Annotated in this window: 18 protein-coding genes; 11 read left to right on the top strand and 7 right to left on the bottom strand. The window is 37.4% G+C overall.

Going from position 1 to position 23,533, the window contains the following annotated elements:
* Window positions 1-99 precede the first annotated feature (99 nt).
* Together I6F47_RS13390 and I6F47_RS13385 are read left to right on the top strand one after the other, a co-directional pair.
* Window positions 100-543 (top strand): hypothetical protein, encoded by a 444-nt coding sequence (locus I6F47_RS13390; protein ID WP_121954439.1) that lies wholly within the window; start codon window positions 100-102, stop codon window positions 541-543.
* Window positions 544-649: 106 nt separating this feature from the next.
* Complete coding sequence (locus tag I6F47_RS13385) at window positions 650-895, top strand: hypothetical protein (RefSeq protein WP_002958222.1); 246 nt, start codon at window positions 650-652, stop codon at window positions 893-895.
* Between the two features lie 178 nt (window positions 896-1,073).
* On the opposite strand, the gene I6F47_RS13380 is transcribed toward I6F47_RS13385, so the two are convergent.
* Together I6F47_RS13380 and I6F47_RS13375 are read right to left on the bottom strand one after the other, a co-directional pair.
* Window positions 1,074-1,220, bottom strand: a complete 147-nt coding sequence (locus tag I6F47_RS13380; protein WP_197117865.1) for a hypothetical protein — start codon at window positions 1,218-1,220, stop codon at window positions 1,074-1,076.
* A 97-nt stretch (window positions 1,221-1,317) separates the two neighbouring features.
* Entirely contained in the window at window positions 1,318-2,238 is a 921-nt protein-coding gene (locus tag I6F47_RS13375; RefSeq protein WP_197184006.1) for a 2-hydroxyacid dehydrogenase, read from the bottom strand.
* Between the two features lie 129 nt (window positions 2,239-2,367).
* Here I6F47_RS13375 and I6F47_RS13370 point away from each other — a divergent pair, with 129 nt between their 5' ends.
* A complete protein-coding gene (locus tag I6F47_RS13370; protein ID WP_024589427.1) occupies window positions 2,368-4,074 on the top strand; it encodes a GNAT family N-acyltransferase in 1,707 nt (568 codons plus the stop codon).
* A gap of 47 nt (window positions 4,075-4,121) precedes the next feature.
* Here I6F47_RS13370 and dapE read toward each other — a convergent pair whose 3' ends face one another.
* The gene (gene dapE, locus I6F47_RS13365) at window positions 4,122-5,264 is read right to left on the bottom strand and encodes a succinyl-diaminopimelate desuccinylase (protein ID WP_197184030.1); all 1,143 of its coding nucleotides are present in this window, start codon (window positions 5,262-5,264) and stop codon (window positions 4,122-4,124) included.
* A gap of 304 nt (window positions 5,265-5,568) precedes the next feature.
* Here dapE and I6F47_RS13360 point away from each other — a divergent pair, with 304 nt between their 5' ends.
* The gene (locus I6F47_RS13360) at window positions 5,569-6,222 is read left to right on the top strand and encodes an OmpW/AlkL family protein (RefSeq protein ID WP_197111178.1); all 654 of its coding nucleotides are present in this window, start codon (window positions 5,569-5,571) and stop codon (window positions 6,220-6,222) included.
* Between the two features lie 85 nt (window positions 6,223-6,307).
* On the opposite strand, the gene I6F47_RS13355 is transcribed toward I6F47_RS13360, so the two are convergent.
* Window positions 6,308-6,844 carry a thioesterase family protein gene (locus I6F47_RS13355; RefSeq protein ID WP_024603739.1) on the bottom strand — a complete coding sequence of 179 codons (537 nt, stop codon included), beginning with the start codon at window positions 6,842-6,844 and terminating at the stop codon, window positions 6,308-6,310.
* Window positions 6,845-6,949: 105 nt separating this feature from the next.
* On the opposite strand from I6F47_RS13355, the gene I6F47_RS13350 reads away from it, so the two are divergent.
* Window positions 6,950-7,444 carry a hypothetical protein gene (locus tag I6F47_RS13350; RefSeq protein WP_165744524.1) on the top strand — a complete coding sequence of 165 codons (495 nt, stop codon included), beginning with the start codon at window positions 6,950-6,952 and terminating at the stop codon, window positions 7,442-7,444.
* 28 nt (window positions 7,445-7,472) lie between these two features.
* Here I6F47_RS13350 and tyrR read toward each other — a convergent pair whose 3' ends face one another.
* The 3 genes from tyrR to bcsE all read right to left on the bottom strand — a co-directional run bounded on the left by tyrR (window position 7,473) and on the right by bcsE (window position 12,595).
* Entirely contained in the window at window positions 7,473-9,029 is a 1,557-nt protein-coding gene (gene tyrR, locus I6F47_RS13345; protein WP_197111176.1) for a transcriptional regulator TyrR, read from the bottom strand.
* A 193-nt stretch (window positions 9,030-9,222) separates the two neighbouring features.
* Complete coding sequence (gene bcsG / locus I6F47_RS13340) at window positions 9,223-10,803, bottom strand: cellulose biosynthesis protein BcsG (RefSeq protein WP_197184005.1); 1,581 nt, start codon at window positions 10,801-10,803, stop codon at window positions 9,223-9,225.
* Between the two features lie 169 nt (window positions 10,804-10,972).
* Complete coding sequence (gene bcsE, locus I6F47_RS13335) at window positions 10,973-12,595, bottom strand: cellulose biosynthesis protein BcsE (protein WP_121954445.1); 1,623 nt, start codon at window positions 12,593-12,595, stop codon at window positions 10,973-10,975.
* 114 nt (window positions 12,596-12,709) lie between these two features.
* Between bcsE and bcsR the strand changes: the two genes are divergently transcribed.
* The 6 genes from bcsR to I6F47_RS13305 are packed head-to-tail and all read left to right on the top strand — an operon-like array spanning window position 12,710 to window position 23,484.
* Complete coding sequence (gene bcsR / locus I6F47_RS13330) at window positions 12,710-12,898, top strand: BcsR/BcsP family cellulose biosynthesis protein (protein ID WP_007581346.1); 189 nt, start codon at window positions 12,710-12,712, stop codon at window positions 12,896-12,898.
* Between the two features lie 20 nt (window positions 12,899-12,918).
* Window positions 12,919-13,635, top strand: coding sequence for a cellulose biosynthesis protein BcsQ (gene bcsQ / locus I6F47_RS13325; RefSeq protein ID WP_165721319.1), 717 nt, complete (start codon window positions 12,919-12,921; stop codon window positions 13,633-13,635).
* A 1-nt stretch (window position 13,636) separates the two neighbouring features.
* A complete protein-coding gene (gene bcsA, locus I6F47_RS13320) occupies window positions 13,637-16,306 on the top strand; it encodes a UDP-forming cellulose synthase catalytic subunit (protein ID WP_197184004.1) in 2,670 nt (889 codons plus the stop codon).
* Window positions 16,299-18,545, top strand: coding sequence for a cellulose biosynthesis cyclic di-GMP-binding regulatory protein BcsB (gene bcsB / locus I6F47_RS13315; protein ID WP_197184003.1), 2,247 nt, complete (start codon window positions 16,299-16,301; stop codon window positions 18,543-18,545). The genes bcsA and bcsB overlap by 8 nt, the downstream gene beginning before the upstream one ends.
* A complete protein-coding gene (gene bcsZ, locus I6F47_RS13310; RefSeq protein ID WP_010555125.1) occupies window positions 18,545-19,675 on the top strand; it encodes a cellulose synthase complex periplasmic endoglucanase BcsZ in 1,131 nt (376 codons plus the stop codon). Before bcsB ends, bcsZ begins: the two co-directional genes overlap by 1 nt.
* Window positions 19,666-23,484, top strand: a complete 3,819-nt coding sequence (locus I6F47_RS13305) for a cellulose synthase subunit BcsC-related outer membrane protein (RefSeq protein ID WP_197184002.1) — start codon at window positions 19,666-19,668, stop codon at window positions 23,482-23,484. Before bcsZ ends, I6F47_RS13305 begins: the two co-directional genes overlap by 10 nt.
* Window positions 23,485-23,533 lie beyond the last annotated feature (49 nt).

The raw sequence follows: 23,533 nt of genomic DNA, 5'->3' as shown, positions 1-23,533 counted from the left end.
GGCTATAAGCTAACTTTAAGTTATCATAATAATTAGCTTAGTATATAAATTTACTCATTTAATTATAGAGACCTACGGAAAAAAGGCCAGATTTGCTTTATGTCTAAAACCCCAAATAAACAATCGTTGCTAGGTAAAGCACCGGCAAGAAAAAAAACAGCGCAAAAAAGAAAACCTCAGCGTTCTACTCAGCGCCCTTCACCTAGCGAGTTAAATTCCAGTGCAAAGAATGATATAAGCCAAAAAACAACGCAAAAAAAAGGACTGTTTATATCACTCGCTGTCGTTGCTGTAATAATTTTAGCTTTTCCAAAACCTACCTTACTCACCTATAAAAAATTAGGGATGGTAAGTGAGAGTGTTTACTGGCCCGGATTCTTTGGCAAGGGGGCTACTTTAATTGATTCAAACCTACACCCCACCTATGATTCTAGCCGTGAGTCCCTTTATTTATGCAGTGACTTACAAAAACCGCAGAGCTGCCAAAAGTATCAAGTAATTGCTGATAATGGTTTATTTTCAGCAATCGGTAGCTACTTTTAGCATTAAAAAAACTAATCTGAAAATTTAAAATTACTTGGTTGAAAGGTGCGCAAAAGATCAACATAATGGCGCTCCTTTTTTCAACAACTGAACTATTGAAACGACCATGCTAAACGAGCTAGATTGGCTTTTAAATACTACACTACTTGCACTAGGTTTAGGTGCATTCTTTATTAACCAGATAACACTGCTGCGCGTTGCCGCCATTAGTGCGTGTGGTTTATTATTCTTATCATTTAGCTTAGATCTTATGTCGTCGAGTGTTATTTCAAATATGAGTTTAGTGTTGATCAATACTTTTTACTTGTTTAAAGTTTATACATTTGGGCAATTTAATGTAACCCAAAGTTAACAACTTTTCCCTAGAATATTTAATAGCCCAGCATTGCTGGGCTTTTTTTTGTTAAGAATTTAAAAATATTAAAAAGCACTTTCAATCAAGATGAAAATTAGAGCTTCAGGGGCACACAAGCACTACTTTGAAAATAATGCTTGTGTACTGCTAAAAAGAGGAATACATAGTAAGTAGGCTAGTCCGCTATTATTAACTCGCTTTGGGTTTGTATTTTAGAAGGAGTATCCTCTGCATTAGCCTGATTAAACCAAGCTGAAACACCAAGTATAATAATTGAAACAATAACTAGGCTTAATTTAACGCCACTTTGACTCGATTTCATAACACCCTCTTTGTATTTTTTATTAGTGAGAATACCTTTTACACTAATGAAAATTACAAATGTTAACAAGCTGTTTTTTAAACTAATTAGCTATCAGCTAATAACCTTTAGTTCTATCTATTGGATTATTAAGTACTAACCCCTTATTCAAGCATTCAATATTATCGGCTATTTGCTCTAGAACACTATTTAAATCAGAAATCGCCGCGCAATGTGGTGTAAGCGTTATTTTGGGGTTTCCCCAGTAAGGGTGATTCGACGCTAAAGGTTCTTGATCAAATACGTCGAGTGTAGCTGCGCGTAAGCTATCGTTATTTAATGCACTTAGTAAGTCTTGCTGAACAACATGAGCACCGCGTGCCACATTAATAACAACAGCATGTTTAGGTAGCTTTGCGAGCATTGAGTGATTAATAATGCCTGTCGTTGCTTGCGTAAGGGGTAATAGACATACAAGGTAGTCAACATCAGAAAGCATACTATTGAGGCCTTCCTCGCCATAAAAAATTTCGACATTAGCCGCGCTTTTATTACTTTGCGCCCAGGCACTTACCTTAAAGCCATTATTTATAAGCTTTTGCGCGCATGCTTTACCTAATTCACCAAACCCAAGTATGCCGACATGTTTATTACTATGCGCCCGCTTTGGCTTCCATGTTTGCTGTGTTTGTTTAATGTAATACTCTTTTAAACGTAACTTTTGAGCTAACACATGTGTCAGTACATATTCCGCCATATCTTCAGCTAGTTGCATGTCAACAATACGTACTACTTCAACACTTTCGTCGAGTAATGTTAAATCGATACTGTCTACGCCAGCACCAAATGACGACACAGCCTTTAAGTTAGGTAGCTGTGGCCACATAGATTCTGGCGCTTTCCACGCAAGTACAAAATCCACATCATGTGCGTTTTTACAATCAGGCCATTGCTCTATCAGCGTATTTGGTAATAGCTCTTGTAACTTCGTTATTAGTTTTGTGTTGTCACGCCCAGTTATAGCAACCAATACCGACATAAATTCTCCTAACAATACACAGTTTATAAGTTAGCACTTTAAAAAGTCACACTACTGCAAAGTAACTGTCACACCCTTTTTTTAATCTTACATGTATGGCGAATAGGCCAAACGGAATATGAGGTTAATATGATAAGTGTTGATAAAGTAATTGCTGCAAACTTACCACAACTAGAGAACTCTCCAAAAGTAAAAGGTTTAGTAAAAAAAGGCCTAGGCTACTTATTACATGAACAAGAGTTTGTTGCTTTTGGTGATGCCTACCCTCACCTACAAGGATTAGAATTTGTTGAACAAGTGCTCGATGAACTCAACTTTGATACGCGCTATAAACCTAAGCAGATAGAACATATTCCTAATGAGGGTAAACTTGTTATCGTTGCTAACCACCCTATTGGTTCATTAGATGCTTTAGCACTGATTAAAGTACTTTCAACTGTAAGACAGGATTTAAAAGTAGTGGCAAACCGCATGTTGATGTCGGTTACTCCAATGCACTCACTTTTACTCCCCGTAGATAACTTATCAGGCATGAGTAAGAAACAAGAGCTTAGTAATATACAAAACCATTTAAAGGATGAAGGCGCATTACTTATATTTCCGGCAGGAGAAGTATCGCGATTAGGGCCAACAGGTATTAAAGACTGCAAATGGAATAGTGGCTTTTTACGTATGGCAAAAAAAGCTAACTGCCCTATTTTACCTATTTATATTAAAGCCAAAAACAGTCCACTTTTTTATGGCACATCAATGATTTATAAACCTTTGGCAAGTTTACTATTAGTGGCCGAAATGTTTAAGCAGCGCCAAAAATCTTTAGAGTTTGAGATTGGCGCCTCTATCCCTCCTGAATCTTACTTAATAGAAAATCTTAAAGATAAAGAAGTTGTAAACCTCATCCGTAAACAGCTTTATAGGCTTACAACAAAAAAAGCACTGCCGCTAAAAACACAAACACCTATCGCTGTTCCCGAGTGCAGAAAAGAGCTAAAAAAAGCAATTGAGCAATGCCAACTACTTGGTAAAACGCAAGACGGTATGCATATTCATCTATACCAATATGCAGGTAGCTCACCTATTTTTAGAGAGTTAGGGCGCCTGAGAGAAATAGCATTTAGAGCAGTTGGTGAAGGTAGTGGTAAGCGTCGTGATATAGATAAATACGATATGGATTACCAACACCTTGTACTGTGGGACCCAATGCAGCTAGAGCTGGTAGGTGCTTATCGATTAGCCTGTGCACAACAGATAATACAAAAACATGGCCGCGAAGGTTTGTATACTGATAGCTTATTTTCTTATACCGACGCTATGACGCCCTATCTAAAACAAGGAATTGAGCTTGGTAGAAGCTTTGTACAGCCTAAATATTGGGGACGTAAGAGCCTCGACTATTTATGGTATGGCATTGGCGCTTTTATAAAAAGCTATCCACAGTACAGATACTTGTTTGGTGCTGTAAGTGTATCAAATGCTCTACCCGAGCAAGCAAAAGCCATGCTCGTTTATTACTATCAGCATTACTATAAAAGTGGTATTGAATTAGCTACGCCTAATAATGAATTTAAATTAACTGAGCAACAGCTAACCCAGTGCAATACTCTTTTTTGCGGCAATGACGTAAAAGAAGATTTTGTAGAGTTAAAGCATGTGTTAGCTAATATGGGGGCTCAAGTCCCTACTTTATTTAAACAATACACTGAACTTTGTAAACCAGGTGGCGTGCAATTTTTAAGCTTTAGTATTGATCCCGATTTTAATAATTGTATTGATGGATTGGTATTGGTCGATCTTGAAAATGTAAAAGAAAACAAAGCCAAACGTTATTTAGAATAGCCAATAATAAGTGAGTGCTTTATATTTATAAAGTACTCGATTTATATTTAATTATTTATAAATATCTGCTCAAGTAAAGTTGTATAAATAGCTTCAATTTTAAGTAAATCACTAATAGATACGTGTTCATTAGCTTGATGAATCGTATTGTTTCGCACACCACATTCAATAACTTGAGTATGGGGGCTGGCAAAAAATCGTCCATCTGATGTCCCTCCATTTGTACTTAGTAATGGGTAACTTGAAGTGTTTTTGTAAATAGCCTGCTCAATATGAGTAAGTAAACTCCAACCCGTATTATGGCTTGTATAATAAGGCTCGCATGGGCGTTCCCACTCAATTGTAAAATGCTCAGCAAACTTGTTTAGGGTATTCATTAATTGCGTTTTAACTGCTGCACTACTGTAACCGTGGCTATAACGTACATTAAATGTAATCTCACAATGACTTGGCACTAAATTATCGACCACATTATTTATGTTAATTCCAGTCACTTGCAGTGTGGTTTTTGAGCTAGCCACATCGAGTAACCAGATCTGATCACTCAAGCTATTTACTATTTTTGCAGCAATATGAGCAGCATTGAGTGTGTTTTGAGGATAAGCTACATGACCTGCCTTACCAGTAACTAAAATCCGAGCTGAAAGCGCACCACGACGGCCATTCTTAACCGTATCGCCAACTTGTGCCACACTTGATGGCTCCCCGACAATACAGCCATCTAATACAACACCTTGCTTGGCAAGCTTATTAACTATTTCTTGAGAACCAAATTCAGCCTCTCCCTCTTCATCTGACGTGATAAGCCAGTAAAGAGTCCCTACTTTAGCGGATTTACTATTAATTAACTTTTTTGTGGCGCTAAGCATGGCGGCAACACCCCCTTTCATATCGGCCGCCCCTCTACCGTATATTGCATCATTTCGCACTCGCCCTTCAAAAGGAGGACTTAACCAACCGCTACTTGTTGCTGGTACTACATCAATGTGCCCTGAGAAAGCAACACATGGGCCATCTTTGAATTTTATGCAGGCAATTAAATTAGTCACACCATTTATAGTAAATTGCTCGCAACTTAAACCTAAACCCAACAATTTAACTGCAAGCCAATCAATTGCACCCGCTTGATTAGGGGTTACTGATTCAAAGCGAATTAGTGTTTGTAAGTGCTTTACAACTTCTTTTTGAATATCCGTTGTTTTTGATTTTTTTTAAATGCTTCTAAAAACATGGTAAACACACTTTATTATTTAATGTGCCTTTATTAAAACGTGAGTATATGACTAAGCGATGTCAGCCTTAATACATTCATATGACTGTTAATGGAATATATATGTCAATCGTTACAAAGACAGAACGACACTAAAATTAATCTAAATCAATAAAACAATTCACAAGGTTAAAATATTTTTTAAACTTTGATCTAGAACAGGTTTTCATTTTTATTGCTCGGTAATAATAGCGCCAATTAAACAGTAGTTCTTGGAGAACAACATGAAAACCCAAATTAGCATCGCATTATTAACCTCTTTATTAGCAATCTCTCCAGCTGCACACGCTAACTTTAGCGTAAATGTTGGCGCTATTAACGTAAATCCAGATAACAGTAGCTCAGCAATTAATGAGGCGCCGACACTGGGTCTTAAAGGTGATTCAGATACCCAACTAGGTATCACAGTAGATTATGCTTTTAACGATCAATGGGTGTTGGAACTGATAGCAGCAACACCGTTTTCACACGATGTGAATGGTGCCGGAGCCTTAGCTGGCAACAAAATTGCTGATATAAAACAACTTCCGCCGTCTTTAGTTGCGCAATATCACTTTTTAGATACCAGCTATGCGCTAAGACCTTTTATAGGCGTAGGCATAAACTACACTGCATTTTTTGATGAGCAACCTTCTCAAGCACTTAAAGCGACGCTGGGAACAGATGATGTAGAAGTAAAGCTAGATGATTCGTTTGGCTTTATGGCTCAGGTAGGTGCTAACTATAAAATTGATAAAAACTGGGGTTTACACGCTATGGTATCAATTATGGATATTGATACCGATGCCACTGTTTATGCAAATGGTGCAAAAGCACTTACATCAACTGTTGAGCTTGACCCCGTTGTTGCTATGTTCGGTGTTAGATACAGCTTTTAAAGCATATATAAAATAGTACGTAGTTACCCAATTACAATGTGTGTTAAAAGGCCGAAAGGCCTTTTTTTCATTTGGAGAGTATTAATTACCTTGGTAAGTTACTTAACTTTTTCTGTTCTAGCATTTCTTTCCAGTGCATTACTTCACTTGGCAATATAGGTGTTTGCCCATCAAAACCAGCAACCTCAAGCATTTCTTCAATACTTATAATACCCTTTTTACTTTTAAATACACCGCGTACATAAGCAATAGCATGTAGGCCTCGTTCTGAGTGAAACTTTTGCTCAATATAAAAGTATTTATGATCCCAGCCCACTAACTTGGTGCTTATTGTATATCGCTGCATGGGTTTAATATCGCGGATATAAGTTATGGCCGTTGCGTTAACAATGGGAAACCAACGACGCTTCATTATTTGCTTTAACAAGCCAACTCGTTCTGTCATCCAAGTTCGAGATAAGTCCATCATCGCAAGGTAACGTGAGTTTGTTAAATGTAAATTAATGTCACAATCAGTAGGTAAAGCTTTGTAATCAATATCTACCGTATCAAGTAAATTTTGATATTGCTTGTTACGTTTGATTTTAAAAAACAATAATAAAAGTCGAATATATAAGTTCACAAAAAAGGTCTTACCAGTTAAATTTATTCGAGTGTAGCATAGCCTCTTGCGAAGACGAATATTCTACTTTAATCTTAAATCATTATTATAATAAAAAGATAACTCATGAAATCAAAACGAAAAATTATCACTGCGCTAGCTTTATTAATACCTAGTTATAGTGCGTTTGCCGACTTTTCATTACCAGGTAAAGGCTCTGTTACTTACCCTACCGGTGTAGTTAAAGAGTTTAAATTTGGTTTTGAATGGCAACAAAAAGCTGAAAAATTCATTATTGGCTCTAAAAGTTACAATATGGAGCAGATCCCTAGTTCTTATTCAGTTGCTATAACGCTTTCAAAAGATGACAGCCAAGTATGGGTGCAAGAATTTAATAATGGGTTTATTAAAGAATTTGAATGGCAAATTGGCGAACATAGGATCACTTTAAAAAAGCAGCAATTTAGCGACCCCGTAAAAGGCGATTATGTTATTGAACTTAATGGCCGTAGCTATTTTTTCACTCGTAATAACGCCAGTATTGTAATGAACTTTAATGAAGAAGGTATTGAAACGATTGCAATTGATGGGGTTACAAAAAATATGGGGACTAAAAATTAGTCCCCATATTTTAATGTCTTTATGTTAATTACACTTTTACTGTTTTTCGGTTAATTCCGTAATCACGTAACTTGTTAGCTACAGCGGTGTGACTTAGGCCCAATCGCTTAGCTAACTGGCGTGAGCTCGGATAAGCTGGGTAGAGTTTACGAAGTAAGGTCGCTTCAAAACGTTTAACCGCTTGATCTAACGAACCTTCAAAATCAGACTCTAAATACCCTAAATCGTGAGTAAAAGTGGGTAACTGTAAATGCTCTACGCGAAGCTCGCTATCATCTAGTAACGACACTGCACGGTAAATTGCATTTTCAAGCTGGCGCACATTTCCTGGCCACGGATACTCTTGTAAAAAGTTCAAACACTCTTGTGATAAAACAGGAATTGCATGACCATTTTGTTGCGCATATTTTTGAATAAAATGTTCTGCAAGTGGTCCTACATCTGCTTTTCTATCTCTTAGTGGCGCTATTTCTAAAGTAAGCACGTTTATACGGTAATATAAGTCTTCTCTAAAAACCCCTTCTTGTACCATTGCAGGTAAGTCTTTTTGAGTAGCAGCAACAATACGTACATTTACTTTAACTTCGTTCTCATCGCCTACTTTTCTAAACGTACCATCTTGTAAAAAACGCAGTAACTTAGTTTGTAGTTGAGTCGACATTTCGCCAACTTCATCTAAAAATACAGTTCCACCATCGGCTTGCTCTAATACACCGCGCTTTGGCGCTGCATTTTCTTCGTACCCGGCATAACCAAATAATTCAGACTCAGCAACATCATCAGGAAGAGAAGCACACGACAGAGCAATAAAAGGTTTAACAGAACGATTAGATGCGTAATGGCACGCTCTAGCTAATAACTCTTTACCTGTTCCTGTTTCACCAGTAATCAAAATAGGGGCTTCTAGTTGCGCCATTTTTCGGGCTTCGCGCACAACTCGGCGCATTGCCGTACTAAAGTTATGAATAGTGGCAAAGCTTTCTTGCCCGTAACGTCTAAATGCACTGACTTGCTGCCCTAAGCGACTTTGCGATTTAATATTAATAACCGCACCAGCAAGCACATCACCTTCACTACCTTGAGGAACTGCAATTGGCAAAATGTCTGCAATAAAATCCTCACCAGCAACTTCAACGCGTGTAGTTTGTCCGAGTACTTCTTTACCTTCTAACCAGCGTGTAAAGTTAAAGCCTTTAAGCAGGTTATTAATATTTGCACCAATCACGTCTTTTTCAATTAGCTGTAAGTCTTTACATGCTGCATCATTACATAAACGTACCCAACCTTTGGCATCAATAGAGATAACACCATCAGGCAATGCACGTAGTAAAGTATTTAATTCGTTGTGTTCACGCTCAGATGGTAAAAATGCAGTGGTACGCACATCATGTACACCGTCGATTAAACGTATCGATGGCATAATTTTTTGGAATTGTTCAAATTCAATTTCGGGAAAACTAACGTACATACGACAATTTACAGAATCGACCTCAATTCCTTTTAAATCAACGCTGTAGTTAACTAATATATTAAGGATTTCTTGAGCAATACCAATTCGATCAGCACAGTGAATATCTAGACGCATACATCCTCAAAGAAGGAAAAACTATATTAGCCGAATAATACGCTAAGTCGCTTTGAGAAGGTAGTTTATTGTAAACATTTTTGGACAAAACAGCTTTTAAAGCCAAAGGGTGGGATGTAATTAAACGAAGAAAAACAGCACTGATATTTATATTTAACAATATCAATGCTGTTTATTAATTCTTATTATGAGACTACTTACCTTGTGGATAAGCTGACCAATCTCCACCATCTAATTGTATAAATGGTCGTTGATTAACGTACATCATTATTGTGCCTTCATTTTCAGCAACTTTAGGTGCTTTAGGTAGGTTTTCAAGTAAATTAGCAACACTGTTATTCCCACCAAACACATCAGTTTGCAGCGCCTTACTTACCAGCTCTGAAAGCGCAAAGTAACTTGTTGAATCATCAACCACAATTTGCGAGTAATTTTGTACGTCTGGGCCTATAAACTTAATCGCTACAGGTACAGACACAATCGCAGGACTAGGGATTTCACGTAAACCTGCAAATTGTACCTTATCACCTTTTAAATTAGCGCCATGCTCAGGCACTATCATCAACATCACATTGCGGCCGCGCTTTTCTAATTTTTTTACAAACTGGTTAATATCAGCAAACAAGTTTTTATGCCTGATTGGGTATGTCTCTTTACTATTCACCCTTGGTTGATTCTCTAGCTGATTACCGTCATGTAAACTTGTTGTGTTGTAGTACATTGCACAGGGTTTACAGTCCTCAGATTGCTCTAACCAACCATCCAGCACAGCTTCATCAGAGTAAATAGGGCTATTATCAAATCCTCGAAGCGCAACTGGCATTGAATCGATATTAAATGGCGTGCTATCTAGGCCACCGTACTTATTTATTAAACCTTTAAACTCATCAAAATGTCCGTCGTGATTCATCACAACATTATTTTGATAACCTAGTTTTTCTAGGTTTTTAAACAAGTGACATTGTTCAGGTGCCTCTTTAAATAATGCCGTTTGACTAGTTTGGCCACAACTAGCGCGCAGTAGCCTTACCGCAGCTGGTCCGCTGTATGATGTAGCCGAGTTAAAGTCTGAAAACACCACATCAAAGTCTTTATACATATCAGTAACACTTACACCAATAGCATTTAAATCAGCAACAGCCATTGAGCATATGTTCAAAATAATTACATCAAACAGTTCACCATTTACCTGGCTTGGAAAGTGACTCATTAATAAGCTTTGTTGTTGATAAAAATCAGCTAATTTTTGATCAGGAGATTGTGCTGCCTGAGTGATCACTTGTGTTTGAGGATTACTTTGACTCTGTGTAACCGGCTCAGGGTTAGCCACATTATTAACGAATTGTGATTGAGAGTTACCCCCTTGCCATCCTACAACTAACAGCCCAACGATAGTGACTGTTGTAAAGCGTATCCATTGCGATGTATACCAAAAACACACACTAATTACGAACAAAGCCAATAACATATCAATGTTAATAACACGGGTTAATAACTCAATAAAATAACCAAAACTAAAATCTTGAACGTTACCCGCTTGTTTAGTCAACCTGTTTATTGGTGGCAACCATGAGTCTTGGTAAAGTAATACCACAGCAAACACAGCACCTACTATATGTTTTGCCTTCTCTATTAATGGCTGTTTAAATTTAATCGCAAGCAACGCAGCAAAAGCCGCATTAGTTAATACGTTAAAATCAATTGCACCATAATAAAACAGAGCAAACTTAACTAAAAAATAAAGGTTCCAAACCCCTAAACCTGATAATTTCACTTCTTATCCTTTTTTACTGTATTTGGTGTATAAGGCTCTAGTACTTCATGTTTAAAAGTAAGCTTATAATAATATTTTGTTATTTGAGATAAAATGTATTTGCCTAGCATACAAAGCACCGCGCCAAGCACCATTGCAAGAAACACGGTAATTAAAAGCTGATTCATACTCATAAGTTATCTCTTAATTTCATTATAAAAGGCTTAGCATCTGGGCGGCTTTTGCTAGAAAATTCAGGTGTGTTAATATTTTCAGTAACGCTGTTTGCTATATCAGGTGCAAATTTATAGCTATCATTCTCGGCAAGTTTTTGCGAGAAATCTACAACACTCTTACCTTTATAAAAACGCCTTAATTGTTTACATTCTTGTTGAATGTAAAAGTGATCAGAAATTACATTTTGCTGTACAAAAAAATCGCTTGTTTTTAATTTAAACAAATGCTTAATCGCATTATCAACGTCATTCTCTCTACAAGCATGCAAATATAAATAAACTGTATTATCTGCAATACTAAATACATCACCTTCGCGTTTAATATGAAATAAATGCAAAGGGTGTATTGGGTCGATTCGTGGCAGTAATTCAAGCTTTACTAGCACACCGCTCACACCTAAATTAACGGCTGAGTCACTATGAATTTCTACTTGTTTTGTAAACTCAATGAAAGGTAAATATCCTTTCGAAAAAGTGTTTTCGGTGTATTTCAATACGTCCTCAACTGAGGGAGGTAAAGGCCTAGAAAACTGAAAACCTTGAATAGATTGAATTTGTGAGAGCAACCGAGAAGGCTCTGAAAAACTATATAGAATAAGGTTTACACCCAATGTTAAAAATAAACATTCATCTTGATGGCGAATAACACCATCAACATTTTGAATAACAAGCTTTAACCAGCGCCCACAGTTTTTTCTAAGTTCAAAACACTGCTTACCTAATAACGCTAAATCAGTGTAACGCGTTACTGCAAAAATTAAGGTGGCTGCTTCTACCTTTGGGCCTTTATTAAATAAGTCATTATTATCTTTTACACTTTTATAGTGCATTGGTAATTTAGTACCTTCGGGCACCGCACTTTGTACAAGCCAAACATCGTCTTCATCGGAAAAGTCTGAACTTTTAGGTGCTTTGCTCTCGCTTATTATTCCCTTTTGAACAACAAACTGATTATTACTTAATAATAACGGGTAATGTTCACCAGCAATAACACCCGTGCTATGGCGCCAATAATCATATTCAAGAACTCGCATTGCAGAATCATTATCAACAAAAACCAGCCCATCAAATACATTATTTAATCGCCTAACTAAAAAACGGTAGTTAGCAATATCAGGCCCAGATATTAAAAATAGTAATGTAGCTCCGGTACGACGAACAAAGTCGTTGTACTCATTCATCATCAGTTTTAAGCTTTTTTCGCCAACACTGTTTAACTGTGTTGTATTAAAATGAACAAAAATGAGCGCTTCGTTTAGACGTTTATAAGCACTTATCTCTTTTATAATACCTGAATTGATTCGCTCAATTGAATAGTGTTGTGTTTCTGGGGCCAACGAAAAAGGATGTACTCGATTATGTTCATAAGCATAATTTAACGATGCAGAAAAAGAAGAATCAAAAAATGATTCAGCCTCTTGAGAAACTATATATATATCATTAGCCAAACTTTGGTTAATTGAATGTAACGCTAATTCGATTGCAAAATTGTCCAAAGGCGCTAAAACAGCATAACTTGAAGCCGATTTTAACTCTTTTGCAGCAGGCTCTAATCCCGTTATGTTAAAGTTATGCACTTAAAATGCCCTATAAAAAATACTTTTTTACTAGTTTTAACCGTTATTCTATATATAATAGCCAAATATTGTCCACTTTTAATCAAAATAATTAAAGTAACTGTAAAGGTAAAGATGAACAACTTAACATCTAAAAACTCACAAACGTTAACATCGAGTGATATAGAAAACCTTACACTGCGTTTTGGTGGAAAGAGTGATGACTACATAGAAATAGTAAACAAGCAGCAAAATAATAATACAATTAATAAATATGCATTGCTTAAAGAGATAAACAACGAACTAAACACGTACACTAGTTAAACTAAGGATAGGTAACCCCGTTGCAAAGAGTTTTCATTAAAGGTATCAAAGGCGGTTTAGGCAGTACTTCTGTAGTTGCCAATCTTGCATGCGTGCTAAAAAAGTCTGACGTTGACGTTGTTGCTATCGATTTAGATGCAAAAAGTGACTTAGGTTTACATTTTGGTTTACCGTGGAAATACACCAAAGGCTGGAGTAATGAAGTTCGCTTTGAAGATGCACTTACGCATTTTCACCAAGATAACGATGGCATTATATTTTTACCATTTGGTGATAACGACGACACTAGCACCGATAACATCACTAAAATGGTCAATAAATGCAAAAACCTAAATTATAACAACGAAGCCTGGATACTTTTTGACTGCCCTTCACATATTAACCTTTCTCACTACCCATTAGAGAAAGACGATATTGTAATTGAACTTGTTAATTGCGACGCTATTTGTCACAGCTTAATTTATAGGCGCCTGCAAAGACTTAAAAATTCAGATACCAATTGGAAACATTACTTTTTAGTTAACCGCTATAACTCTGCATCAACGCTAGAATTTGACTTATTTTCCCTATGGCAATCGACACTTCCCCTTATGGCTCCCTTTTTTATTAATAGTGACGAAGTTATTAAAGAGTCAACCGCATACAGAAATGTAGCACTTAACTGCGCGCCATATAGTGTCGCAAACGATGACTTTGAAACATTAGCTGGTTGGCTAGTTAGTAAAGCGGCCTTATAAAATGAGCATTACACTATTTTATCAGCGCCCTATTCACAGCACTTTATACTTGCTGCTGAGCATTTTATTTACTGATAAGTTAGTTCGGTACATTTTATTCAAGTTTCATAGCTACTTTAATCAACATAAAGTAAATGTAATTGAAGCTTTCTTAATGCCTTTTATTACGCTTTTAAGCTCGCTATTTATAAACATTAAACAGCATAAAATCAGCTTTGAGTTTACCCTTTATGACTACTACCCTCATTTAAGGTTGCCTTACCGAACCTATATTTACTCAAATATATTACGCTTTATTATTCAAAGTGTTTTTTTAGTGTTTTTTAAAAACCAGCTTAAATCTAGCTCAGTAAAAGAAGATGCAGTTAATTATTTCTATGATGGCGTTAGCTACCTTTTAAGGCAATTACGTTGGTTTGATTTAAAGTTAGGTAAATTATTAAAACGCCTACTATCAAAAAACAAAAAAGGCCCTAAAAAAAGTGCATTTAAAGCCATGGCTGATGCACGTGTATGGCAAAATAAATTAGTTAAATACGTCATCCTCGCGTTTATTTTATTTTTATTAGCAATATTCATTACAATTCCTTTTAGCTTGGAAGCTCAAGCCGTATTTATAAGCTTTATTTTATTAGTTGCGTATGCACTTAAACGAGTAAAAGGCCAAATGGCAACCATTGTCATGATCACCTTGTCAGTAACTACCTCTTCTCGTTACTTATGGTGGCGTTACACTGAGACTTTAAACTGGGATGATCCGCTTGCACTTGCACTAGGTGGCGGCTTACTACTTGCTGAAACATATGCATGGCTTGTACTGATTTTAGGTTTTTTTCAAACAGTTAATCCGCTTGAGCGAAAACCAGTGCCTTTACCTAAAGAAACTGACCTATGGCCAACTGTTGATGTATATATTCCAACTTATAACGAGCCGTTAAGCGTTGTAAGACCTACTACTCTCGCTGCTTTAAGTATCGATTGGCCTGCAGACAAGCTAAATGTTTATATATTAGATGATGGTAAGCGCTCAGAGTTTAAGGATTTTGCAGCCGAGATTGGAGTGGGTTATTTAGCGCGTTCGGATAACAATCATGCTAAAGCCGGTAATATGAATAGCGCTATGCGTTATACCGATGGCGAATATATCGCAATTTTTGATTGTGACCACGTTCCTGCTCGCTCGTTCTTACAAATGACAATGGGACAGTTTTTAAAAGACAGTAAAGTGTGTTTGGTCCAAACACCGCATCACTTTTTTTCTGCCGATCCATTTGAGCGAAATCTTAATAATCACAGTCAAATCCCTAACGAAAACATGTTGTTTTATGGACTGATTCAAGATGGTAACGACATGTGGGATGCAACCTTCTTTTGTGGTTCTTGCGCCGTATTAAAACGAGAAGCGCTTGATAATATTGGTGGTTTTGCATTTGAAACAGTAACTGAGGATGCTCACACGGCCCTTCGTATGCAGCGCGCAGGTTATAAAACTGCATATATAAACATCCCACAAGCCGCAGGCCTTGCAACCGACAGCTTGTCAGCGCATATAGGCCAACGTATTCGCTGGGCGCGTGGTATGGCGCAAATATTTAGGCTTGATAATCCATTGATGGGTAAAGGTTTAAGCATTCCTCAACGATTATGCTATATAAACGCAATGTTGCATTTCCTTTCGGGTATTCCTCGTATTGTATTTTTAACAGCTCCTTTAGCGCTAATATATTTTAATGCCTACATAATTTATGCTCCTTTTATTGCTATTTTTATCTATGTGGTACCGACACTAATTCAAATAAAAGCGACTAACTCACGTATTCAAGGTAAATACCGTTACTCCTTCTGGGGTGAAGTGTATGAGTCAGTACTTGCTTGGTACATACTAAAACCAACTACCGTTGCTTTATTTAATCCTAATAAAGGTAAATTTAACGTAACCGAAAAAGGCGGTTTAAATGATGAAGAGCATTACGACTGGGGGATTTCTAAACCGTATTTAATTCTCTTACTTATTAACTTACTTGGAATAATAGTGGGTGTATTGCGTCTGTTTTTAGGTGATTCAAGCCAGATTGGCGTACTTATAATAAGTATGGGTTGGGCTTTTTATAATATTATTATTTTGGGTGCTGCGGTTGCGGTTGCTGCTGAGGCTCGCCAAGTGAGGCACTCGCATCGTATAAAGGCAAACTTTCCTGCCGGCGTTCGTTTAGCAAATGGTCATACTTTAAAAGTAAAAATAACGGATTATTCAGATAACGGTGTAGGTATAGAGACTGAACACGCACATTTATGCCGCGTTAACGATAAAATTGAATTATTAATGAGTCGCGGTAACAAGCAATTTTCGTTTACAACGTATGTATGTAATACCCGTAAAAAACAAATTGGCCTTACACTTAAAGATTTATCTCTCGAAAAGCAAAGAGCTTTTATACAGTGTACTTTCTCCAGAGCAGATGCTTGGCTAGATTGGCAAAATAACTTTAGACATGACCGTCCATCGTATAGCTTCAAAGAAGTGCAAAAAACCAGTTTACGGGGCTTTAGTAATTTATTATTTCATGCCCCAAGAGCGTTACAACCTATAATTAAGTTTATGACTAATACTGTCATTTACATAAATTCATTTACTCCAAAAAAACCGATAGTGCATAATAATTATGATTAAAAAGTTACTTAATACATTTCTAACATTGTTACTTATTAGTAGCGCATATCAAGTGCTCGCTATCGAGCCTATGCACGACAAAACTATGTTTGTAAATGGCTACCCTGAGAGCGCTCAGGTTTCTAGTTTACGTCTTAGCTTTGAAAAGTTAGGGTTCAACGACTATAAACTCGACGGCGTGAATAATAATTCTCGAGTCGATTTCACAAATAGAATTGATAAATTAAGCACTAATCTAAAGCTTAACTTTTCGTACACCAACTCACCTTCATTGCTGGCTAATGTATCGCATTTAAAAGTTTATTTTAACGATAACTTAGTTACTGTTTTACCTATTAATGAGCAATTAAGTATTGTAAAAAATACGGTAAGTCATAGCCTAGACCTAAATGCTAAATACATTCAAGACTACAACCAAATTCGCTTTGAACTAGTTGGCTACTACGATTTACGATGCCAAGATTACTTTAGCCGCTCAATTTGGACTGAAATAAACAAATCAAGCCACATCACGCTTGATCAAAAACAGTTAGCAATTGATAGCCGCCTTGAATATTTACCAGAACCATTTTTTGATGCTAAAGATTACAACAAATTAAACTTACCTTTTGTATTTGCAAGTACACCTAATACACAAGCAATAGAAGCTGCAGCCACTTTATCTAGTTGGTTTGGCGCACAAGCTGACTGGCGTGGCGCTAACTTTCCAGTCGTTTTAAATAAAGCACCAGAGCAGCATAGTGTGGTGTTTATTACTAATGACTCAAAACCTGATTTTTTAAAAGATTATCCAGATGTTGAAAAGCCAACCGTCGAGCTAATTTCAAGCCCTATTCACAGATACAATAAAATGCTGTTAATTTTGGGGCGTGATGAAAAAGACTTAAAAATAGCGGTCACTGGTCTTGTATTTGGTCATAAAATTATGACTGGCCGAAGTGCAAGCATCGAAGCTATTAACAAACTCCCACTGCGTAAAGCTTATGATGCGCCGAGATGGCTAAGAAACGATCGTCCCGTGCACTTTGACGAGCTTATTGACTACCCAACTCAGTTACAAGCTGAGGGTCTTAACAACGGCCCTATAAAATTAAATGTTCGTTTTGCACCTGATTTATTTACTTGGCGTGAAAAAGGTATTCCTATTACTTTGCAATACCGTAATACCCCAGAGAGCGAAACCTTAAATTCACGTTTAAACATGCTAATAAACCAAGAATTTATAAGTGGTTTCTTACTTGATAAAAAAGACACATCGTTAACTACCGCTAAAACGTTGCTGCCTTTAATTGCTAATACAGACACAACGCAAAGCGCTGAAGACTTTTCATTAGACGGTATTAATCTTGCCAGCCGAAATGAGTTAAATTTTGACTTTAGATTTGCAGTACTTAAAAAAGGCGAATGTGCCGTTGCTCCACCTGGTGGCGAGTACGGGGTAATTGATGGAAACTCTAACATTGATGTAAGTGGGTTTGATCATTACATGGCTTTACCTGATTTAAATGTATTTGCAAATAGCGGATTCCCATTTACAAAATACGCAGACTTACAACAAACTTTAGTATTGATAGATGAAGTTCCATCACCTAAAGCACTATCTGTATTGTTTAATTTAACAGGCCACTTTGGTGCTATTACAGGCTACCCAGCTCATAGAATAAGTGTTGCTCATTTAAATGAAGATGCCAACTTAGATGATAAAGACATCTTAGTAATCGCCAAACCTAATAGCATTGCTAACAACTTAGATGAAGATGCGCAAACTAATATCTTGCTTGATAATAATCAGCGCGCTATAAAACAAGCCATATACAACGGTGCTTACGATGAGCAGACAACAGATAAAGTCCAAGTAAGTATAAAAAGTAGTGGTGATATGGCTGTTATTACTGGTTTTCAATCACCCTTTAATTCAGAGCGTTCAATTGTATCGCTTAGTGCAACATCACAAAAAGCCTTTACTCTACTAGATGATGCGTTAATGAGTTCAGAAGCTATTGCGCAAATTAAAGGCAGTGCTGCGGTCATAAATTCTCAAGGCATTAAGACAATTAAAACTGATGAGCAATACTTTGTTGGTCACATTCCTGTTCATACCCTAATTTGGTTCCATTTATCGGATCACCCATTTGTACTGGCGCTATTGTCTATTTTAACACTACTGTTGATCTCATTTATAATATGGCGATTACTGCAAGCATTAACATACAAACGATTAGCTGAAGGAGATAAGTAATGAAGTCACTCATTAATGTATTTTTTACCGTGATTGCATTATTTACCTTTAATGCCAATGCACAAATAGAGCAATGCCAACCATGGGATGCATGGCAAACGTTTAAAAGTAACTTTATAAGCCAAGATGGTCGCGTTATTGATTTGGGGAGTGAGCAAAAAGTCACAACCTCTGAAGGCCAATCTTATGCCTTATTTTTTGCTGTCGTAGCAAATGACAAAGCAATGTTTGACCTGGTCCTGGATTGGACGCAAGAACATTTATCAGAAGGTGATTTAAGCACTCGTTTACCGGCATGGCAATGGGGTGTTAACAATCAAAATGTTGGCGGAATTTTAGATTCAAATCCAGCGTCTGATTCTGACTTATGGATAGCATATAGTTTATCGCAAGCTGCTATTCTTTGGGATGACCGCCGCTACAGCATATTAGCAGCCGTACTTGCACAGCGAATAATGCGTGAAGAAACAGCCTATATTTCGGGCCTAGGCTTATCATTACTACCTGCTCCTACCGGTTTTGAATTTGATAATGAACGTTTTAAGTTAAACCCGAGCTACTCACCATTATTTATTTATCAGCAGTTTAAAAAGCTCTACCCACACTCCCCTTGGCATCAATTGCACGAAGGCTCAGCAAAGCTAATTTTAGATACAGCAAAGCAAGGTGTTAGCCCTGACTGGGTAATGTTTGATGCAAATAACGGCTTTTATTACGATAAAAAAACGAGCGATTTGGGCAGTTACAACGCTATTAGAGTATATTTATGGGCAAGTATGATGGCAGACAACGCACCTTATAAAAAAGAGCTATTAGCGCAATTTAACCCTTTTATAGAAACAATTAATAAACGTGGTTACGTGCCTTTAAATACTTTTGCTAAATCAGGAAAGTCTGAAAAAAGAGGCCCTCTAGGCTTTAACTCAGCTCTATTACCTTTACTAGCGACTAATAACGATAATTCTACAGTAATGGCTATTCAGCAAAAACTAATGATTGATAAATCATTTACCCAGACTCGTTATTACGACAGCGTGCTTAACTTGTTTGGTACAAGTGCTTTAAATAAGCGTTTTTCAATTACAGCAGATGGGACGCTACAACCGGTATGGAGCACTGAATGCCGTTAAGGTTTGCCCTCGCTTGCACATTAGCGCTTAGCTCTGGATTGAGCGCTAACACAGTCAACGATATTGATACGCAATCTGTTGATTGGTTACTAAGCCAAATAGGTATTGGTGAAGCACAGCAAAATAAAAAACTAGTTGAAGATAGCTTACGAAAGCTAGTCGCTATTGCCCCTGCCCGAATAGAAACGCAGTGCGCAGTAGCGCGTTATGATTTTGCCAATGGCGAATCAGCGAAAGCCAACCAATTACTAAGTAAAATAGATAATGGGCTTACCAAACAAGCTCCGTGCGTTGAAAAGCTAAAAGTCTTTTCGCGTACTGAAGGAAAAGACAAATCTTCAATTCAGCAAGCTAAATTATTGGCTCGCGCGGGTCGTTATGAACAAGCTCGCGAAATCTATAATAATATTTTTAAAAACGTCTACCCTACATTAGATTACGAGCTTGAGCATTTAAGCTGGTATGGACAAGATAGCTCCCAATGGGAAAGTGTTAAAAAAGGCTATAATAAATTAGCTCAAAGCTACCCAAGTATTGCGCAGATAGAAATTGCTTATGCCCGTCACCTACTTAGGCGTAATCTTACAGATAAAAAAGCGATTGATATTTTAAGTAAATATGGCGCAGGCCCTACTTTTATTAATGAAGTAGAATATATTTGGCTTAGTGCTTTGCTAGAAATGCCCTTAACGGATGATACAGTTAAGCAGTATCAGCGCTATTTCACTCTTTATCCCTTTAGTAGTAAAGGTGAATTACAATACCAAGATTTTCTAAAAGATTATAAAAAACGTCAAACACTTCTTGCCGACCCCGCCTATCAGCTTTGGGTTAGGGGCGATAGATTACTTGAGAAAAATAAACTTGCTGCCGCAGAGCCTTTACTTTTAAAAGCTTTAAGAGGCCGACCGCAAGACGGCGCTATAATGCGAAGCCTTGGCACACTCTATTTACGCCTTGGTGAAAACCAAAAGTCGTATCAATATTTTACTCGTGCACAAAAGTACACAACTGAGTTCGCTGAACGTGAAACACTACAAGAATTAGCAAAAACAGCTAAGCTTTGGCTTTATATACGCGAAGCTAAAAATGCCATTAATAATAAAGAATTTAAAACGGCTAAGCTTAAGCTTGATTTAGCAGCCACCTTAGAACAAGAAACTAATACAGTAATATATAACAAAGGTTTATTACAATTTGCTCAAGGGCAATATTCACAGGCTGCACTTACATATCAAATTGTTTTAAGAAGTGATCCACTTAATAGCAGCGCTTTAATAGGTCTACTTGAAATAGCTGAATTAGAGCAGAATGAAAAAGCCCTAACCTCTTTTTACAACAGCTTATCGTTTAATCAAAAGAAACTAATTAAAGAATCTTATTCTGTATCTTTAAGTAGTCAGTACCGTGCAAAGGCAAATACGTTTGCACAGTCGGGAGATTTAGAGCAAGCCGAAAAAGTATTAAAAGACGCTATTGAAATAGCGCCAGAACAGCCTTGGTTATACTACGATTTAGCCTTTATATACCAACAAAAGGGGTTGACAGAAGAAGCCCGCGCTTTATTTAATAATGTGCTGTGGCAATTTCCGTTAAACCCTCAGATTCGTTACAGCCACGCGCTTTTTTTACGCTCTCTTGATGATTATCAAGGTGCTATTAAAACCTTGCAGTACATTCCATTTAAATCCAGAGATAAAGACATTATTGCGCTTGAACAGCAGCTGCAACTTAATGAGTCTTTAACACAAAGTGAGCGCCACCTTGATGCTAAAGATAAAGCCACTGCAATCTATCATTTAAGCAACCTAGAGGCACAAAATTTAACACCCGCTATGCAGGCAGAGTTATCGCGAAGCTGGTATCGAATTAATGAAAAAAAACACGCTATAAAACTTATAAACAAAGCACTGGAAGCTGAGCCTTCTCTTTCTGCTTATTGGCATACACTTTATGGTGAGTGGCTTTTAGAGCAAGGTGATGAAAATAAAACGAAGCAATGGTTTGAAAAGTACGTATTACCAGAGAGCGCAACTGAAAACGAAACAACTCAATATGTACAACTACAAAATAGCTATATTACTCAGTATTACAATGGTAGTGATTTAATCGCTAAGCTTAACCAGCTGGATCAAAAATATAAAAATACTCCAGCAACAACTACTGCCCTTATTAATGCAAATTTAGCACTTGAACAACGCGAAGCGGCCGTTATTTTGTACCAGCAAAAAGTACAAAATAAACAAACCATTGAACCTCAAGCACTACTCGCTATTGCTAATGCATACATAGAACTTGGGGACGACTTTCAAGCAAAAGAAGTTACGCAAAAAGCGATTACGCAAACCACATCGCAAGAAGGTTATTTGCAACGCCAAATCATGTCATCTCTCAATGAGTTTAATTACTCAGGGGATGCACTTTACTTAGCTAAGCAACTTGTTGAAAAGTCACCCAACGATCAAGAACTACGTTATTTAGGCGCTCAAGTAGCCAGCAAATTCAACGAAACCGAACAAGCACAATCTTGGTACGCGCAAACCCTATTTCCTAATCGTACATTAAATGAAAAAGAGCTTTACGGAGCGCTTTCAAAAATAGATGAAAACGATGAATGGTATGTAAACGGTGCTAAACGTGAGCTAATAAACGAGCAAAACAAAAACCAAGCATACATTGCTATTGGTGTTAACTTTAGCGGGCAAACAAGTACTGAAAGCGAAGCAACACTTGGTGCGGGCTTAGTCCCGATTGAAGCTTACTTTCCGCTTTGGCAAGGCCAAGGGTTTATTAAAGTAGACCCGACTACTATTAGCGCACAAACAACGCGCTTTGATGAGCAATTTGCTGGCAGCCGCTATGGACAAGGTGCACTGTGTATTTTTACCTGTTCAATCGATGAAGTAACACCTGAGGAAAGTGGTGTAGATATAGGTATTGGTTGGCAAAATGAAAACTGGCGTGTTGATGTAGGCACTACCCCACTTGGCTTTTTAATTGAAGACATTGTATGGGGTGTAAATTACGCAGACAGTTTTGGCGACTTTGGATACAGCCTAGAACTTGAAACACGCCCAGTTACGAGCTCAGTACTTTCTTATGCAGGTCTTAAAGATGTAAAAACAGGTGAAGTTTGGGGTGGTGTTCGCTCTACAGGCCTAACTGCTAATGTATCACACGACTTAGGCGGAAAATGGGGTTTTTGGTCAAGCGCCGACTTTACCCTATATAAAGGCCAAAATGTAAAAGACAACCAACGCTATCGTATGATGGGCGGTACTTATTACCGTGTAATTAGCAATCAAGAGCGTGAATTCACCGCAGGCGCTAGCTTATTACATTGGGCATACAAGTATAATTTAAGTGAAGAAACATGGGGTCATGGTGGTTATTACAGCCCACAAAACTATGTAGGTTTATCTGTGCCACTCACTTATGACGCGCGTTGGGGAGATGATTTTGTTTATCGATTAAAAACCGGTGTTTCGTACTCGCAAACAAAAACTCAATCTATTGATTTCTTCCCTAATGATGGCGATTTGCAAATAGCTGCATATGATAGAGAGTCAATAACAGGTGTTGATCCTGTATTTGAAGGTGAAACAAGTTCTGGTGTTTCATATAATCTTGAAGGTAGTTTTGAGTATAGAATAACGCCGAATTGGTTCTTTGGTGGTTACTTAGCCATCGATCGTTCTGACTTTTACGAACCAAATTTTGGTCAGCTTTATATACGTTACTACTTTAATCCTGTGTACGGAACACTTGAGTTTCCAGGCACCCCTATTGTTCCTTATGCTGAGTTTTAACTTGGCATAAGGTGATACACCGCGAACACTTCCCCTAGCACTAAGGTAT

The sequence above is a fragment of the Pseudoalteromonas sp. NZS37 genome (assembly GCF_015864265.1).
GTDB lineage: Bacteria > Pseudomonadota > Gammaproteobacteria > Enterobacterales > Alteromonadaceae > Pseudoalteromonas > Pseudoalteromonas arctica.
Note: the sequence above shows the minus strand (reverse complement) of the source record. Positions and strands in the feature narration are given on the sequence as shown.

Coding starts and splice junctions, on each gene's coding strand:
- I6F47_RS13390 (WP_121954439.1), top strand. CDS start 100: ATGTCTAAAACCCCAAATAAACAATCGTTGCTAGGTAAAGCACCGGCA.
- I6F47_RS13385 (WP_002958222.1), top strand. CDS start 650: ATGCTAAACGAGCTAGATTGGCTTTTAAATACTACACTACTTGCACTA.
- I6F47_RS13380 (WP_197117865.1), bottom strand. CDS start 1,220: ATGAAATCGAGTCAAAGTGGCGTTAAATTAAGCCTAGTTATTGTTTCA.
- I6F47_RS13375 (WP_197184006.1), bottom strand. CDS start 2,238: ATGTCGGTATTGGTTGCTATAACTGGGCGTGACAACACAAAACTAATA.
- I6F47_RS13370 (WP_024589427.1), top strand. CDS start 2,368: ATGATAAGTGTTGATAAAGTAATTGCTGCAAACTTACCACAACTAGAG.
- I6F47_RS13360 (WP_197111178.1), top strand. CDS start 5,569: ATGAAAACCCAAATTAGCATCGCATTATTAACCTCTTTATTAGCAATC.
- I6F47_RS13350 (WP_165744524.1), top strand. CDS start 6,950: ATGAAATCAAAACGAAAAATTATCACTGCGCTAGCTTTATTAATACCT.
- tyrR (WP_197111176.1), bottom strand. CDS start 9,029: ATGCGTCTAGATATTCACTGTGCTGATCGAATTGGTATTGCTCAAGAA.
- bcsR (WP_007581346.1), top strand. CDS start 12,710: ATGAACAACTTAACATCTAAAAACTCACAAACGTTAACATCGAGTGAT.
- bcsA (WP_197184004.1), top strand. CDS start 13,637: ATGAGCATTACACTATTTTATCAGCGCCCTATTCACAGCACTTTATAC.
- bcsB (WP_197184003.1), top strand. CDS start 16,299: ATGATTAAAAAGTTACTTAATACATTTCTAACATTGTTACTTATTAGT.
- bcsZ (WP_010555125.1), top strand. CDS start 18,545: ATGAAGTCACTCATTAATGTATTTTTTACCGTGATTGCATTATTTACC.
- I6F47_RS13305 (WP_197184002.1), top strand. CDS start 19,666: ATGCCGTTAAGGTTTGCCCTCGCTTGCACATTAGCGCTTAGCTCTGGA.